General features: G+C 70.9%; 13 protein-coding genes and 1 pseudogene. 5 read left to right on the forward strand and 9 right to left on the reverse strand.

The features are described from left to right. Positions 1–3: 3 nt before the first annotated feature. From ACQEWB_RS10555 to ACQEWB_RS10565, 3 genes are all read right to left on the reverse strand, one after another. On the reverse strand, positions 4–432 hold the full coding sequence (locus ACQEWB_RS10555) for a roadblock/LC7 domain-containing protein (protein ID WP_432829422.1): 429 nt from the start codon (positions 430–432) through the stop codon (positions 4–6). Beyond that, complete coding sequence (locus tag ACQEWB_RS10560) at positions 429–2,705, reverse strand: sensor histidine kinase (RefSeq protein WP_432829424.1); 2,277 nt, start codon at positions 2,703–2,705, stop codon at positions 429–431. Before ACQEWB_RS10560 ends, ACQEWB_RS10555 begins: the two co-directional genes overlap by 4 nt. A gap of 188 nt (positions 2,706–2,893) precedes the next feature. Continuing rightward, positions 2,894–4,066 carry a DUF5685 family protein gene (locus tag ACQEWB_RS10565; RefSeq protein WP_432829426.1) on the reverse strand — a complete coding sequence of 391 codons (1,173 nt, stop codon included), beginning with the start codon at positions 4,064–4,066 and terminating at the stop codon, positions 2,894–2,896. A gap of 302 nt (positions 4,067–4,368) precedes the next feature. On the opposite strand from ACQEWB_RS10565, the gene ACQEWB_RS10570 reads away from it, so the two are divergent. Beyond that, positions 4,369–4,809 carry a cell division protein SepF gene (locus tag ACQEWB_RS10570; RefSeq protein WP_432829428.1) on the forward strand — a complete coding sequence of 147 codons (441 nt, stop codon included), beginning with the start codon at positions 4,369–4,371 and terminating at the stop codon, positions 4,807–4,809. Positions 4,810–4,857: 48 nt separating this feature from the next. Here ACQEWB_RS10570 and ACQEWB_RS10575 read toward each other — a convergent pair whose 3' ends face one another. Both ACQEWB_RS10575 and ACQEWB_RS10580 read right to left on the reverse strand, forming a co-directional pair. Next, positions 4,858–6,048, reverse strand: a complete 1,191-nt coding sequence (locus ACQEWB_RS10575; RefSeq protein ID WP_432829430.1) for an acyl-CoA dehydrogenase family protein — start codon at positions 6,046–6,048, stop codon at positions 4,858–4,860. A 54-nt stretch (positions 6,049–6,102) separates the two neighbouring features. Beyond that, on the reverse strand, positions 6,103–7,710 hold the full coding sequence (locus tag ACQEWB_RS10580) for an MFS transporter (RefSeq protein WP_432829432.1): 1,608 nt from the start codon (positions 7,708–7,710) through the stop codon (positions 6,103–6,105). Between the two features lie 261 nt (positions 7,711–7,971). Here ACQEWB_RS10580 and ACQEWB_RS10585 point away from each other — a divergent pair, with 261 nt between their 5' ends. Further along, entirely contained in the window at positions 7,972–9,231 is a 1,260-nt protein-coding gene (locus ACQEWB_RS10585) for a glycosyltransferase family 39 protein (RefSeq protein WP_432829434.1), read from the forward strand. A 217-nt stretch (positions 9,232–9,448) separates the two neighbouring features. Then, the gene (locus ACQEWB_RS10590) at positions 9,449–10,456 is read left to right on the forward strand and encodes a phosphatase PAP2 family protein (RefSeq protein ID WP_432829436.1); all 1,008 of its coding nucleotides are present in this window, start codon (positions 9,449–9,451) and stop codon (positions 10,454–10,456) included. 103 nt (positions 10,457–10,559) lie between these two features. Here the strand turns inward: ACQEWB_RS10590 and ACQEWB_RS10595 are convergent, their stop codons facing one another. Continuing rightward, positions 10,560–10,775 (reverse strand): I78 family peptidase inhibitor, encoded by a 216-nt coding sequence (locus ACQEWB_RS10595; protein WP_432829438.1) that lies wholly within the window; start codon positions 10,773–10,775, stop codon positions 10,560–10,562. A gap of 386 nt (positions 10,776–11,161) precedes the next feature. On the opposite strand from ACQEWB_RS10595, the pseudogene ctaD reads away from it, so the two are divergent. Next, positions 11,162–12,715, forward strand: a pseudogene (ctaD, locus tag ACQEWB_RS10600) (aa3-type cytochrome oxidase subunit I); the annotation flags it as partial. A gap of 1 nt (position 12,716) precedes the next feature. Here the strand turns inward: ctaD and ACQEWB_RS10605 are convergent. From ACQEWB_RS10605 to ACQEWB_RS10615, 3 genes are read right to left on the reverse strand one after another with little or no spacing between them, the layout of a single operon-like run. Then, on the reverse strand, positions 12,717–13,757 hold the full coding sequence (locus ACQEWB_RS10605; RefSeq protein ID WP_432843738.1) for a helix-turn-helix transcriptional regulator: 1,041 nt from the start codon (positions 13,755–13,757) through the stop codon (positions 12,717–12,719). Between the two features lie 13 nt (positions 13,758–13,770). After that, positions 13,771–15,063 (reverse strand): ABC transporter substrate-binding protein, encoded by a 1,293-nt coding sequence (locus tag ACQEWB_RS10610; protein ID WP_432829440.1) that lies wholly within the window; start codon positions 15,061–15,063, stop codon positions 13,771–13,773. Next, positions 15,032–15,583 carry a hypothetical protein gene (locus tag ACQEWB_RS10615; protein ID WP_432829442.1) on the reverse strand — a complete coding sequence of 184 codons (552 nt, stop codon included), beginning with the start codon at positions 15,581–15,583 and terminating at the stop codon, positions 15,032–15,034. The genes ACQEWB_RS10610 and ACQEWB_RS10615 overlap by 32 nt, the downstream gene beginning before the upstream one ends. A 122-nt stretch (positions 15,584–15,705) precedes the next feature. Between ACQEWB_RS10615 and ACQEWB_RS10620 the strand changes: the two genes are divergently transcribed. Further along, the gene (locus ACQEWB_RS10620) at positions 15,706–16,182 is read left to right on the forward strand and encodes a hypothetical protein (protein WP_432829444.1); all 477 of its coding nucleotides are present in this window, start codon (positions 15,706–15,708) and stop codon (positions 16,180–16,182) included. The last annotated feature ends 6 nt before the right edge of the window (positions 16,183–16,188 follow it).

The following is a 16,188-nucleotide window of genomic DNA, read 5'->3' on the forward strand; positions in this document are numbered from 1 at the left end:
CGTTCACCGCGGCAGCGCCTGCCGCAGATCGGCGATGAGCGCCGGCGTGAGCAGATCGCCGGCCCGTTCCGCGAGCACGGCCATCTCGTAGCCGACGAGGCCCAGTTCACCGCTGCTGTCGGCGAGCACACCGAGACAGCTGCCGTCCCGGATCGCGGAGACGAGCAGGAATCCGCGCCCCATCTCGATCATGATGAGCTTGACCCCGTCGAAGCCGTACCGCCGGGACGCGCTGCGCGCCAGACCGCTGAGCCCCGACACGATCGCGGCGAGATGGTCGGCCTCGGTCCGCCCGAGCCCGTCGGACACGGCGATCAGCAGCCCGTCGGAGGAGACGGCGACCGCGTCCCGTACGCCGTCGGTGCTCTTGACGAAGTTGGCGAGCAGCCAGTTGAAGGTCCGGGACTCGCTGTGGGCGTCGACGGTGGTCACTTGGCGTCACCCTCGCCCTGCTTCTCGGCCTTCTGCTGCTTCTCCTTCTCCACGCTGATCCCGCCCCGCATGTGCGCACTGCGCAAGGTGGCGAGCATCCCGGAGACCTCCTCGGGGCTGCGCTCGGTCGTGGGCCCGGCGGGCGCCGGACGCCCGGGCCGGTCGGTCTCGCTGACGGCGTCCGAGATGGCACTGCGCTGCGGCCGTTTGACCAGTCCGTTACGGGTACGGGCCGCCGAAGTGCCCTTGGCGCCCGCGCCTTTGCTCTCGCTCACCTTTGCGCTCTCCCCCGCTTCGGCGGCGACGGCCGCCAACTCGCCCTCGACCACTGGCCGTTCCTCACGTGGCGCAGGCACCGCGACCTCCGCCGCCTTCCCCTGCGGAGCATCCGTCAGCAGTGCTGCCGGGATCAGCACCCGGGCCACCACACCGGCCGCCGGCGCCTCGCCCAGCCGTACCTCGATGCCGCACTTGCGGGCGAGGGCGCCGACCACGAAGTGGCCGAGGAACCGGGTGGGTTCGGCCATGAAGCTGGCCGTGCCGGACAGCCGTACGTTCGCCTCGGCGAGCGCCTGGGCGTCCATGCCGAGGCCGTGGTCGACGATCGCGACCAGGTACCCGGCGCTGGTCCGCCGCCCCTCGATCTCCACGTCGGAGTCCGGCGGCGAGAAGCTCAGCGCGTTCTCGACCAACTCGGCGAGCAGATGGGCGACTTCGGAGACGACCGAGCCGGTGACGTGGACGGGCTCGATGCGCCGCAGGGTGACCCGGCGGTACTCCTCGACCTCGGCCAGCGCGGCCCGCAGCACGTCCGTGACGGCCAGCGGGGTGGCCCAGGGCCGGGGGCTGGACTCCCCGGCGAGCACGAGCAGGCTCTCGGCGTTGCGGCGCATCCGGGTGGCCAGGTGGTCGAGTTCGAAGAGGTTGGCCAGCGTCGCCGGGTCGGCGTCCTCGTGCTCCAGCTTGTTGATGAAGCTGATCTGACGGCGTACCAGGTTCTGGTTGCGACGGCCGAGGCTGACCAGCGAGTCGGTGGCGTTGCGCCGCAGTACGGCCTGTTCGGTGGCGAGTTCGAAGGCGGAGCGCTGCACCCGGTCGAAGGCCTCGGCGACGTCCCGGACCTCGGCGCCCGCCCGGCCCGGCAGGACGAGCGGGGCCGGCGCCTCGGGGCTCTGCCCGGAGCCGCCGTGCTGCACGGCGGCCACCGCTCGCGGCAGCCGCTCTCCGGCCATCTCCCGTGCCTGCTGGGCGAGTTCGGCCAGCGGTGTGGAGACGGAGCGGACGCAGTCGAGGGCGAGGGCGCCGAGCGCGCCGACGGTGGCGAGGGCGAGCAGCACGAACAGGAGCAGGTCGCGCTGGGCGTCACTCTCCAGTGCGGTGGCGCGGTTCTCGACGTCCGCGCCGAGCCCGATCTGTACGTCCCGGAGCCCGTTGATGGTCGAGGTGGTCGCGTCCCACCAGGCCATGGGCGGGATGTCGCGGGAGCTCAGCCGCCCCGCGCCGTGCACCGCGGCGCTCTCGTAGGCGAAGGCGCGCTCCGCGTCCGGCGTGGTCAGGCCCGCGTCCAGGCGCCGTTCCTGCGCGCCGGTGGCCGTGCGCGGGAAGACGGCGAGGGCGGCGAGCCGGCCGGCCCTGATCTGCATGAAGCGGCTGTAGTCGTCACCGCGGAACCGGCCGCCCCGGGCGCGCACCGAGCCGAGCACGATCGCTCGCTCCTCGCCCATGAACTCCTTCGCGTTGCCCAGTACTTGGAGGGACTGGTAGGCGTTGCGCAGGGTGCCGTCGTGCACCTCGTCGAGGCCGAGGTCGAGCCGGTCGAGGACGGTGATCGTGGTGGTGAAGTAGTCGAAGGTGTCCTTGACGACGCCGGTGTGGTCGTCGGCGTGGCCGCGGATCCCGGCGAGTCCGTCGAGCCGTCCGAGGGACTCGCGCACGGAGTCGGCGGCGCTGTCGTCGCGGCCCTTCAATGCTGTGCCGAGCTCGGTGCGCGCGGTGTCGGTGGCCTTGCGCTGGGCGGGCAGCTTGGCCTTGAACTGCCAGACTCCGCCCACGTATCCGGTGGTGAGGCCGCGCTCCTTCTGCAACTGGTGCACGAGGCCCTGGAGGGTGATCTCCAGTCGCGCGTTGCCCTGCGTGGCGGCGGCGTTGCGGTAGGCGGAGATCTGATCGGCGGCCGCGAGGCCGAGCAGCGCCAGCAGTACCGCCAGGGCGAGGATCAGGATCCTCAGCAGCCTGGTGCGGATGCTGGTGGTCGCTTTTGCTGTGACGTCCACTGAGGTGCCTTATATGGGGGCGAGTTGGGACAGGGGCAGAAATGGTTCTGCTCCCGCCCAACGAAGCTCACGAGGCACCGGTCACCGGATCATGTTTTTGTTTTACGTTGCGGAAACAGGATCTCCGGGAACCGCCAGGTGGCCGACGGACCCGCCGTATCCCGTATACGACACCCTCGGTAGGCGGCTCAGCAGTCGCAGCCGCAGTCGCAGCAATCGCAACCGTCGCAGCAATCGCAGTCGCAACACGAACAGCAGTCACAACAGTCGCCGCAGTCCGTGCCCTTGCACAGCCCGTCCTTGCGGTCACGGCTCCACGGATCCTCGTACTCGCCGCAGCACATCTGGCACGTACAGGCCAGCCCCGCCCACACCGCGCACCCCGCCAGCAGCCCGCGGCGGTCCCGTCGGGGCGGCTGCGGGGGCGGCGGGCCGAAGGGGCCGCCGGGTGGCGCGTACGGTCCCGCGAGCGTCGGCCCGGTCGCCCGGCTCCCGTGCGCGCACGACGCGCCGCCGAAGGCCCGGTCGACGGACGTGGGCAGTTCGTGCACGAGCAGCCGGTGCGCCAACTTCCCGTCCGCGAACTCCACCTCCCGCAGCGCGAGCCGGATCCCCCGCACCGCGTCGTCGGCCAGCCGCCGCGCCTCGGCGAGTGAAGTGCCGGTCCCCGTGAGCGGATTCCACGCCCCGGCCGCCGCGTCGGCCTCCCCGTCCTCCACGGCGTCCAGCAGATGCGCGAGCCGCCCGAACAACCGCCCCGCCTCGGCGAGCGGCTCGGCGTTCCCCGGCCGCCCGGCCAGCACCGCGGTGTACGCGAAGGCGGCCGCCGTCGCGGTCTCGGTCGGCTCGGTGACCGTCAGCACCGACGTCCCGGGCCCGGCCAGCGCCTCGACGCCGGCCTGCCGTTCCACCGCGTCGACCAGCACCGCCGTATCGAATCCGACGTCGGATCCGGTACGGGCCCCGGCCGCACCCCAGCTCGCGGCCACCCGGCGCGCCGCGACCGCCACCGGCCTGCGGGCCAGTAGCCCGTCCCCGTCGGCCACATGGTCACGCACCTTGGCCGAGGCGAGCACCAGAGACACGGCGGCCGCGAGCCGCGCACCCTCACCCTGGGCGACGGACGCTGTACGCATCCCGCGCAGTGGACAAGGGCCCGCCTTGCGCCGCCGGCCGCCCGCCTTCCCCGCCTGAGCCTCCGTCAGAACCGATATGAGCAGGCCGTCGTAGTTCGTGACGACTCTGGCGAACTGGCCGTGATCCTTGCGCAGCGCGAGGCACAGCCCGCACAAATGCGCCATCCACTGGGTCTTGAGATTTTCTCCGAGCCGGTGACGGCAGGGCCTGACGATTCCGAACATGACCATCCCCCGTGATCCGTAGCGCTCCTGACACTGCGTTGAGCTGCAGCATCGTAACGACCACCCCGTTCACCCGTACGGACCGATACTCACCCGTACGCCGCGAAGAATCATATTTCACTCACAGTCAGCAGCGGTGTACTGCACGACCCTTGGGGTATCCGGGCTCTCGACGTATTCGCTGTGCACCAGTACCGTCACAAACCCCCCGCGCGGCGTCTATCCACTTGGCGCGCGATCCGCATCATGGATGACCATAGGGATGCGAAGAGCAAGAGAGACCGCTGTGAGAGGAGGCGTCCATGGGATCGGTACGCAAGGCGAGTGCCTGGCTTGGCCTCGTCGACGACAACGATGACGAGCGTTACTACGACGACGACTACTCCGAAGGGACCGAGCAGCCCGGGGATGCCTGGGTCACCGACCCGCGGGTCAAGGTGGCCACGGACGTCGCCGAGGAGAAGGGCCGCCGGATCGGCACGGTGACCCCGGACAGCTTCCGGGACGCGCGCGCCATCGGCGAGCTGTTCCGCGAGGGCGTGCCGGTCATCGTGAACCTCACGGCCATGGAGGCCACCGACGCCAAGCGTGTCGTGGACTTCGCGGCCGGGCTGACCTTCGGCCTGCGCGGCACCATCGAGCGGGTCGCGACCCGTGTCTTCCTGCTGACCCCGGCCAACACGGAGATCGTCAGCGGAGAGCCGGCCGCGCGCCGGGAGGACGGTTTCTTCAACCAGAGCTGAGGCAGGGCCGCTCACCGGCCCTGCCCCCGCGCAGGGTTGTCGGAGGCTTTACCGGAACGCGTCGAGTCCGGTGAGCGCCTTGCCCAGCACGAGCTGGTGCATCTCGACGGTGCCTTCGTACGTCAGCACCGACTCGAGGTTGGTGGCGTGCCGCATGACGGGGTATTCGAGCGAGATCCCGTTGGCACCGAGGATGGTCCGTGAGGTCCGGCAGATGTCGATGGCCTCCCGTACGTTGTTGAGCTTGCCGAAGCTGACCTGCTCGGGACGCAGGCGGCCGGCGTCCATGCGGCGCCCCAGGTGATGGGCGAGCAGAATCCCCTTGTGCAGTTCGACCGCCATGTCGGCGAGTTTGGCCTGGGTGAGCTGGAAGCCCCCGATCGGCCGCCCGAACTGCTCCCGCGTCCTCGCGTATTCGACGGCGGTCTCGAAACAGCTGCGGGCCGCGCCCATCGCGCCCCACACGATCCCGTACCGGGCGTGGGACAGACAGCTCAGCGGACCCTTGAGCCCGACGACCTCCGGCAGTACGGCATCGGCCGGCAGCCGCACGTCGTCGAGGACCAGCTCGCTCGTCACGCTCGCCCGCAGCGACCACTTGTGCTTGATCTCGGGGGCGGAGAAGCCGGGGCTGTCGGTGGGGACGACGAAGCCGCGGATGCCGTCGTCGGTGTGCGCCCAGACGACGGCGACGCCGGCGACGGAGCCGTTGGTGATCCACATCTTGCGGCCGTTGAGAATCCAGTCCCCGCCGTCGCGCTTGGCATACGTGCGCATCGAGGCGGGGTCGGAGCCGTGGTCGGGCTCGGTCAGCCCGAAGCAGCCGATGACCTCGCCGGCGGCCATGCGGGGCAGCCAGGTCTGCTTCTGCTCCTCGCTGCCGAAGCGGTGGATGGCGTACATGGCGAGGGAGCCCTGCACGGAGACCAGGGACCGGATCCCGGAGTCGGCGGCCTCGAGTTCGAGACAGGCGAGGCCGTACTGCACGGCGCTGGCGCCCGCGCACCCGTACCCGCTGAGCGACATGCCGAGTGCACCGATCCCGCCCAGCTCACGGGCGAGTTCGCGGATCCCGGGCAGCTCGCCGCTCTCGTACCACTCGGCGACATACGGCAGCACCCGGTCCGCCGCCCAGCTGCGCACGGTGTCCCTGATGGCCAGGTCTTCCGCTTCCAGCAGGTCGTCGATGCCGAGGGGGTCGGCGGGGTCGAACGGCGGCAGTTTCGAGGACGAAGACATACCACGAAACTAGCACCGCTAGTTACGGCTGAGAACCGGAGCGCGGATCGAAGGTCAGGCCGAGACGCGGGACTCCGCCACCTCCCGGGGTGCCGGCAGCTCCACCGGCCCCACGACCTCCCCGCACTGCATCGTCCGCGGCAGGCGCAGCGCCATCACCGCGCCCAGCACCAGCAGCCCCGCGCTGACCAGCAGGGTCACGTGCAGGCCGTGCACGAAGGAGTCGCGGGCCGCCCGGCGCAGGGCGACGCCGACCGGGCCGCTCAGGTGGTCGGCGACGTCGTAGGCCTCGCCCAGCGAGTGCCCGGCCGAGGCGGACGCCGACGCCGGAACGCCGGGCACGGACTTCAGCCCGGGCGCGTACGCCGCGTTCATCACGCTGCCGAGGAGCGCGATGCCGATGCCCGCACCCAGCTGGTACGAGGTCTCGCCGATCGCGGCCGCGCCGCCCGCCTGCTCCGGCGGGGCCTCGCTCAGCATGGACTCGTACGCCCCGAAGAGCGTGGTCTCCAGGCCGAAGCCGAGCAGTACGAAGCCGGACACCAGCAGTCCCGTGTTGTCCGAGCTGCCCATCGCGGTCATCAGGACCACCGCGCCGGCCGTCAGGGAGAAGCCGAAGCAGACCATCCGGCGCGGGCCGAAGCGACGCAGCATGCGCGCGCCCGCCAGCCCGGCCGCCATCGCGGCGAAGGTCAGCGGCAGCAGCCGTAGACCGGTCTCCAACGGGGAGAGTTCCAGGACCAGTTGCAGATACTGGGCCGCGATCAGCTCCAGGCCGACCAGGGCCAGCATCGCCAGCACGATGCAGCCGACGGCGGTGGAGAACGCCGGCCGGGCGAACATGCCGAGGTCCACCAGCGGATGCGTGCGCCGCCGTTGACGTCGTACAAAGAGAACCAGGAGCACCGCGCCGAGGAGCAGCGACCCGAGGGTGAACACACCCGTCGGGGCCTCTCCGCCGCCGAGCCGTTTCACGCCCAGGACGACGCCGAACAGGCCGGCCGCCGCCATCAGGGCGCCGGTGACGTCCCAGGGGCCGTCGCCCGCGCCCCGTGACTCCGGCAGCAGAAGACGGCCCACCGGGAGGCTGACCAGCATCAGCGGGATGTTGACGAGGAAGACCGAGCCCCACCAGAAGTGTTCGAGGAGGAAGCCGCCGAGGAGCGGTCCGACGGCCGCGCCCACCGCGGCCACGGCGCTCCACACGCCGATCGCGAGGGCCCGTTCCCGTCGGTCGGGGAAGACCTGGCGCAGGATCGACAGCGTCGCGGGCATGATCATCGCGCCGCCGACGCCGAGCAGCGCCCGCGCCAGGATCAGCACCTGGGGGTCGTGGGCGAGGGCGGCCAGACCGGAGGCGACGCCGAAGAGGGCGTATCCGAGCAGCAGGATCCGTCTGCGGCCGACCCGGTCGCCGAGCGTGCCGAAGAGGATCAGCAGCGAGGCGCAGACGAGCGGGTAGATGTCGACGATCCAGAGCAGCTCTATCGCGCCGGGCTTGAGGTCCTCGGTGACGGCGGGCACGGCCACGTGCAGCACGGTCGCGTCGACCGCGACCAGCAGCAGGCTCGTACAGAGGACGACGAGGACGACCCAGCGGTTGGCACCGGCCCCGGCCGCCCGACGGCGTAGCGCAGTGGCGGCCGTGGTCGTCCCGGACATGTACGTACCTCCCAGATGTTCCCTCGCGGTCGGCGGGCACACGGGGTGGGGACTCCCCGTGATCTCGGCCGGAGAGGAGCGGTGGTCTCCGGCCCGCGCAACGAAGGCGAGTGACACGTCAGCGTACGCGAGTTCGCGCCACGGTCACGTGGCGGACCTCTCAGACTGGTACGGAACTGGTGTGGCGTACGCCACTCCCCCTCACCTGCGACCACGCCCCGACCGGACGCCCGGTTCCGCGAGCGGTCGATAATCGAGCCCGTGACCGATCTTGCGACGCGCGTGGCGCCACCCCGCGGCACCGCCCTGCGCCGCGCGGCCCCGGCCCTCCTCGGGTACGCGGCCGTGCGCGCCCTGGGCCTGCTCGTGCTGGCCCTGTGGAGCGCGGCGCGCGGCAAGAGCGCGTACACGCTGTTGACGGCCCGCTGGGACTCGCTGTGGTACGTCAGGGTCGCCGAGCTGGGCTACGGCTACCAGGTCCGGCTGCCGAACGGCGACGTCCACTCGAACCTCGCCTTCTTCCCGCTGCTGCCCTGGCTGGAGCGGCTGCTGCACGCCGTCACCCCGCTGTCGTACGCCGACGCGGGCTTCGCGGTGAGCCTGCTCGCCTCGCTCGCGGCGGCCTGGGGGATCTTCGCGGTCGCGGAGCACGTGTACGGCCGCCGGGCGGGGGTCTGCGCGGTGCTGGTGTGGGCCGTACTGCCCGTCGGGATCGTGCAGTCGATGGCGTACAGCGAGTCGCTGTTCACCGCGCTGGCCGCGTGGTCGCTGTACGCGGTGCTGACGGGCCGCTGGCTGACGGCGGGCGCGCTGGCCGCGCTCGCGGGGCTGACCCGGCCGGTCGGGCTGGCCGTCGTGGCGGCCGTCTGGGTCGCCGGGATCACCTCTTTCGTGCGGGAGCGAAGCGCGGCGGACCCGGACGGCGCCCACGCGGGCGGACGCGCCCCCGCGCCGGCCGGAGACGGCCCCGGGGAGCGCGTCGAGGCGGCCGTGAGCGCCCCGGACGCGCCGGGCGCCTCCTCGGCCGCGCGACGCGCCCTAGCGCTGCTCCTGGCCCCCCTGGGCGCCGCGGGCTACGTCCTGTGGGTCGGCCACCGCACCGGCAAGGGCCCCCTGGGCTATCTCGACGTCCAGGCGGGCTGGCGCAACGGCTTCGACGGCGGCGCCGCCTTCGCCCGCTTCGTCGCCGACAGGTTCACGTCGTTCCCGGGCGCCCTCGCGGGCGTCGGGATCATCGTCGGGGTCGGCCTCGTGGTCTGGCTGTACGTCGTCTGCGTGCGGCAGCGCCAGCCGCTCCCGCTGCTGGTGTACGCGGGTGCGGTCACCGCGCTCGCGCTGTGCGCGTCGAGCTACTTCGGCTCGAAACCGCGCCTGCTGCTGCCCGCCTTCCCGCTGCTGCTGCCGCTCGCCCTGCCCCTGTCCCGGCTGCGTACCTCCAGGTCGGCGCTGGTGGTGGGCGGTGTCGCGGTGGCGTCGGCCGTGTACGGAGCGTTCTGGCTGAACGGCTCCGGTCCGCCGTGACCGGCCGGGTAAATCCACCCCATCATTCGGTGAACGAATTCATAAGTCCCATAAAACAGATTCCCAGAATGATCAAAGGAATTGAAGGAGGGTCGCACCGCGCATTGCGGATTCCTAGGAAATAAACCCCCACCTGAGAGGAATCCCACATCACATCGTCATCACAAAGCCGCTGATTCGACCGGGTACCGAGCTCACTCGCTGTAACGTCGATTGGGTGCGTACCGAACGAAGGCTCACCCGTCTGGACCGGGTGTTCGCCAGACTCGACAGGGAGCCGGAACGACCGGCCCTCATCGACGTGCCGAAGATGAGCCGGCACCGGGTGGCGCTGCTGACCGGAACCCTGGCGTTCTACCTGGCGATCGTGTGGGCCGTGGTGACCACCTCGTGGCTGGTCCGCCTGGACTGGCAGGTCATGTTCTTCCGGCCGTACCAGCAGTGGCAGGGAATCCACTGGTTCGTCGACTACTACGTCGTCCTCGGCCAGCGCGGCCCGACCGCGGTGATGGTCGCGGCCTGGCTGGGCTGGCGCTCCTGGCGGCAGCACACCCTGCGTCCGCTGCTCACCCTGGGCGCCTCGCTGCTGCTGCTGAACATAACGGTCGGCGCCGCCAAGCTCGGCATGGGCCGCCTCGGCCCGCACTACGCGACCACCATCGGCTCGAACGAGATGGGTCTGGGCGGCGATATATTTCCCAGCGGCCACACCGCCAACGCCGTCGTGACCTGGGGAATCCTGGCCTATCTCGCCTCCACCCCGAGAGCCCGCCGCTGGCTGTCCGCGATCTCCGCACTCACCTCGCTCGGCGTCGGGATGGCCACCGTGTACCTCGGTACGCACTGGCTGAGCGACGTGCTCCTCGGCTGGGCCGCCGGTCTGCTGGTCCTGCTCGCCCTCCCGTGGTGCGAGCCGCTGATCGCCCGCGCCGAGGTCGGGCTCTTCGACCTCCGCGACCGCTGGCGCGCCCGTGGCGACGCCACCGCCCCGGCCCCGGTCGGTACGCCGGTGCTGCTCAAGCCGCGTACGCCCGCGCAGGAGGAGTCCGCGCCGCGCGAGCCCGCGGCCCGCTCCCCGCGAGCGCCGGTCCACCTGGCCCCGGGCCCGCACCTGGCCCGCTCGGAGCGCACGCCGGTCACTCCCGTCGGCAGCCGGAGACCACCCCACTCGGACCGCGTGCCACGCGGCACGCCGGCGCCGGCCCGCCCTCTCACGGGCGGCTGACGCCACCGAAGCAGCGGGGTCCGGTACGCACAGCCAACCCCCGCACGACGAAGGCCCCGGTTCCTGTCACAGGAACCGGGGCCTTCGTCCCGTATCAACCGGTTCAGCCCTTCCAGGACCGCACCACGCGGCCGTCCTTCACCTCGAAGTTCAGCCGGCCCGTGCGGTACTCCATCGTGATGATCGCCCCCGGCGGCAGCGAGCGCACCGTCTGCCAGCCGCGCTCTCGCGCGCGCCGCTCGGCGCCGGCCGCGTCGAGGCCGACGTACGACTCCGGACTGTCCTGGGGCTCCGCCTGCGGAGTGGGAATCGGTGCCATGCGGCCACGCTAGGCCCTGCCCCGCGGGCGGGGAAGTCCGGCCTGTTCCCACACGTCACGCGTCCCTCTCCGGTCACGCTTCTGTCACAGGATCACGACACGGGTTTCGACCGCTCTCCGTCACACGGACGGGCGGTTGCGTAGGCCTTACGCACGCTTTCGAACGTAATTCCCGCGTGTCGCGACGGCTTGTCGAATACCCCGTCGGAAAGTGCCGTGAGAACTGCGCCGGGACGCCGCCGGGAATGCTTTCCCGGCCGATTCGGCGCGGGTCCGCGGGAGCTGACGCCGCATGAGAAATACACGGTTCGAGCACAGAACCCCCGCACGCACCCTGTCGGAGCGCGCGGCGGCGCGAGCATCATGACGTGATGGGGACCGAGACCATGGAGACCTGGGCGCGACCCGTACCGAAGAGGCGGCACGGCCGGCTGATCGTGGACTGGCTGACCACCACCGACCACAAGAAGATCGGGCATCTCTACCTGATCACGTCGTTCCTGTTCTTCCTGGCCGGCGGGGTGATGGCGCTGCTGATGCGGGCCGAACTCGCCCGGCCGGGGCTGCAGCTCGTGGACAACAACCAGTTCAACCAGCTGTTCACGATGCACGGCACGATCATGCTGCTGCTCTTCGCGACCCCGAGCTTCGCGGGCTTCGCCAACGAGCTGATGCCGCTGCAGATCGGCTCGCCCGACGTCGCGTTCCCGCGCCTCAACATGCTGTCGTACTGGCTGTTCCTGTTCGGCGGTCTGATCGTGCTGGGCTCGCTGCTGGTGCCGGGCGGCCCGGCCGCCTTCGGCTGGTTCGCCTACGCGCCGCTCAACAGCCCGGTGCACTCACCGGGGATCGGCCCCGACCTGTGGATCATGGGGCTCGCGCTGGCGGGCTTCGGCACGATCCTCGGCGCGGTCAACTTCATCACCACGATCATCGGGATGCGCTGCCCCGGCATGACGATGTTCCGGATGCCGATCTTCACCTGGAACACGCTGTTCACGTCGATCCTGATCCTGATGGCGTTCCCGGTCCTGGCGGCGGCGCTGCTGGTCCTGGAGGCCGACCGGCGGTTCGGCTCGCAGGTCTTCGAGGCGGCCAACGGCGGGGCGATCCTGTGGCAGCACCTGTTCTGGTTCTTCGGCCATCCCGAGGTGTACATCATCGCGCTGCCGTTCTTCGGCATCATCTCGGAGATCATCCCGGTCTTCAGCCGCAAGCCGATCTTCGGCTATCTGACGCTGGTCGGCGCGACGATGGCGATCACCGGTCTGTCGGTGGTGGTGTGGGCGCACCATATGTTCGTCACCGGCGCGGTGTTGCTGCCGTACTTCTCCTTCATGAGCTTCCTGATCGCGGTCCCGACGGGCGTGAAGTTCTTCAACTGGACCGGCACGATGCTCAAGGGCTCGCTGTCCTTCGAGACGCCGATGCTGTGGGCCACGGGCTTCCTGGTGACGTTCCTGTTCGGCGGTCTGACCGGGGTGATCCTGGCCTCGCCGCCGCTGGACTTCCACGTCTCCGACACCTATTTCGTGGTCGCGCACTTCCACTACGTCGTGTTCGGCACGGTCGTCTTCGCGATCTTCGGTGGCTTCTACTTCTGGTGGCCCAAGTTCACCGGGAAGATGCTCGACGAGCGGCTCGGGAAGATCCAGTTCTGGACGCTGTTCGTCGGCTTCCACACCACGTTCCTGGTGCAGCACTGGCTCGGCGCGGAGGGCATGCCCCGCCGGTACGCCGACTACCTGGCCGCCGACGGCTTCACGGCCCTCAACACCGTCTCGACGATCGGCGCGTTCCTGCTCGGCATGTCGACGCTGCCGTTCCTCTACAACGTCTGGAAGACCGCCAAGTACGGCGAGAAGGTCGACACCGACGACCCCTGGGGCTACGGCCGCTCCCTGGAGTGGGCGACCTCCTGCCCGCCCCCGCGGCACAACTTCACGTCACTGCCGAAGATCCGCTCCGAGTCCCCGGCGTTCGACCTGCACCATCCGGAGTACGGCGCGATTCCCGCGGACTCCGCGCCAGAGCGCGAGACAGCCGGTCACGAGCCGTCCTGATCGACTCGGTCAGCTCGGCGGGCTCCAGCACCTCGAACTCGAAGCCCATCAGCATCACGTGAATGACCATCACGTCGAGGCTCGCCGCCCCGGTGCGCAGCAGACAGGCGCCGGGGCCGTCCGCCTCCAGCTGCCCGGCGCTCGGCGAGATCCGCTCGGCGGCCTGCTCGATGGGCACGAGCAGCCGCACGACCGCGTGCGAGGCGTACGCGCGCGTGGAGACGCCTTTCGAGACATACGCGGCGAGGTCCTCGGCGGGCGGTGTGCGCGGGGCGAAGCGCGGGCCGTGCGGCGGCTTCGGGGTGACGCGGTCGACCCGGAAGGTACGCCAGTCGTCGCGGTCCAGGTCCCAGGCGACCAGGTACCAACGGCGCTCGGTGCAGACCAGGCGGTGGGGTTCGACGGTACGGCGGGTGGTGGAGCCCCCGTGGTCGCTGTACTCGAAGCGGAGGCGCTCGGAGTCCCGGCAGAGGTTGGCGAGTTCGGTGAGGACGGCCGGGTCGACGGCGGAGGGCTGGGGGCCGCGGAACATCGGCACGGTGAAGGCGTTGAGGGCGCCGACGCGTCGGCGGAGCCTGCTCGGCAGCACCTGCTCCAGCTTGGCGAGGGCGCGTACGGAGGTCTCGCCGATGCCCTCGATGCCCTGCCCGGCGGCCGTGCGCAGGCCGACGGCCACAGCGACAGCCTCGTCGTCGTCAAGGAGCAGCGGCGGCAGCTCGGCACCCGCGCCCAGCTGGTAGCCGCCGCCGGTGCCCGGGCTGGCGTTGACCGGGTAGCCGAGCTCGCGCAGCCGGTCCACGTCCCGGCGGACCGTGCGCGCGGTGACACCGAGCCGGTCGGCGAGGTCGGCGCCGGACCACTCGCGGTGGGCCTGGAGGAGCGAGAGCAGGCGCAGCAGTCGGGCCGAGGTCTCCAGCATGGTCATGTGTCTATCAGGGGGCGTACGGCAGCTGCGGCACATCGAAACAGGTGTGGTCCATGTCCCCTTGTGCGACCCACCCCTTGCCGTCCTGCCAACGGGCCACCGACAGACACGTCCTGCGGGTCTTCGGTGGCTCGGCCAGCCGCTGGAAGACGACGGGAACCAGCAGACCGTCGGCGGTGTAGTTCTCGCTGCGGTTCATGAAGCCGTCCACGCACGCGCGCGTGACGCCGCTCTTCGCACACGACTTCGCCGCGTCCGTGAACCACATCGCCGCCGCCCAGCCCTCCAACTGCCACTGGGAATGCGTCTTCAGCCCCTTCGTGGCGTCCCGGAACTCCCGTACGGCCGCGTCGTCCGTGTCGTCGAAGTTCCGGCTGGAGCCGGTCGCCCAGAGGGCGTTGCGGCAGCGCGGCGAGTCCTTGTAGTCCTCGGGGACGGTGGAGGTCCAGTTCTGTACGTTCGTCACCTTGGCGATGACCTTGGCGCCGACCTGGTCCATCGCCTTGCACAGCTGGGCGTTGCCGTGTGTGTCGATGGCGTCGAAGACCAGGTCGGCGCCCTGTTCCTTCAGGTCGGCCGCGACGGCACGGAAGTTGGGCAGCGCGAAGTCGACCTGCTCGGTGACCACCTTGTAGCCCTCCGCCTTCAGCCCCTGCTCGACAAGGCGGGCGTAAGCGGCGGAGGAGGCCTGGTTGTACGACACCACGGCGGCCGTACGGGCGCCCTGCTCGCGCTTGAAGTAGCGGTAGACCTCCGTGCCGCCGTACAGCTTCCCGTCCCAGCCGGGGGTGCCGTTCCTGGGCGCCAGGCTGCCGTAGATGCCGTACAGGTGCGGCCAGGTGTCGTAGGCGGCGCCGATGGGCTGGCCGCCGACGTCGGGCACGCGGGCGTCGGAGACACGGGAGGCGCCCGCGTAGTCGAGGGCGGTGGTCGCGACCAGGGCGACCACCTTGTCCTCCTCGATCAGCCTCTGCACGCACGTGTTGTCGCCGACGCCGCTGCCGCCGTCGTCGCACTCGTGCACCTCGACGGGGTGACCGTCGATGCCCCCGCGCGCGTTGAGGCGGTCGAAGTACGCCTTGGCGCCGTCGCGGGGGCCGGTGAAGGTGTCGCCGCCGACCGGGCTGGTGGCGCTGGTGACGATGCCGACACGAATCGGCGTACCGCTGGTGGGCGTGGCGGTCCGCCCTCCGTGCTCGAAGTCGCTCTCCGGGAGGCGGCTGCCGCAGGCCGTGCCCAGCGCGAGCAGCAGCACCGCGGCGGCGGCCTCAGCAGCCCGCTGCGGGCGAGCCCGACGCATCGCCGCTCAGCTGGACCAGCGCGCACAGGGTGTTGACGGACACCTTCCAGGTGCCGTCCTGCTCGACGGAGGTCCCGGAGGCGTTCGGCAGGGCGGTGGCGCCGTTCAGGGTCAGCGCGTAGGTGACGGTCGCCTGGGTCGGCGAGGTGAACTCGATCTTCTGGACCTTCGCCTGCACCTGCCCGCCCCGCTTGTCCCCGCTGAAGGCCTTCAGCACGGGCGCCATCTTCGTGCCGTTCTCCAGCACCTTCTGCTTCTCGGCCAGGGACGTCTTCGGATCGAAGAACTTCTGCCAGTTCTCCGTGACCTGCTGCTTCGCCGCGGCCGGATCGGCGGGCGCGGTGGCCGGCGCGCTGGTCGTCGGCTTCTCCACGGTCGGCGTGGGCGGTGGGCCGGAACTCCCTCCACCGCTGTCGTCGCTGCACGCCACAAGGACGACGACAAGGGCTGCGACGACCACCGCACCCCGTCCGGCCGTCCCCCGCCTGAGGTCGCTCCCGAGAACCAATTGGCTCACCACCGGGTGTCGGTCCGGGCAAGGTGCGCCCGGTGCTTTCAGGGTCAGCTTCCAGAAGGCATAGTGCAAGCCATTGGCTGACATGGACAGACACACGACGTGTGTGAACGGACGAGGAGCCAACGATGCGGACAGGCCGACTGCGGACCGTGCACCCCGTGCTGTGGGCCGGCTGGGCCGCGCTCGCCGCGGGCGCGGTGCTGTGCGTCATCGGCTGGTACGGCGTCTCCGGCGAGCGCTACGCCGAGCGCCAGCTCCCCTACCTCGCCTCCTGCACCGTCCCGGGCGCGGCCCTGATCGTCGCCGGCGCGGTCCTGCTCACCCATGGCCGGGGCGCCCTCGCCGCCGCGCGCGTGGAGGAGCTGTACGGCCTGCTGGTCGCCGCGGAGCCCGCCGACGCCGAGGAGTCCGGGCAGGTGGCCGCGATCCCCCTGGCGGTCAGCGGGGACCTGCTGATGGTGCCGGGAGGCACCCTGTGGCACCGCGCGGACTGCCCGCTGGTCGCCGGCAAGGTGGAGGCGGTCCCGGTCGACGCCAAGCTCCTGACCAGCGGCGAGCTGGGCCCGTGCCCCATCTGCGACCCCGCCGAGGAAACCGGCTGACGTCCC

Origin of the sequence: Streptomyces sp. CA-249302, from assembly GCF_050936785.1 — a bacterium.
GTDB lineage: Bacteria > Actinomycetota > Actinomycetes > Streptomycetales > Streptomycetaceae > Streptomyces.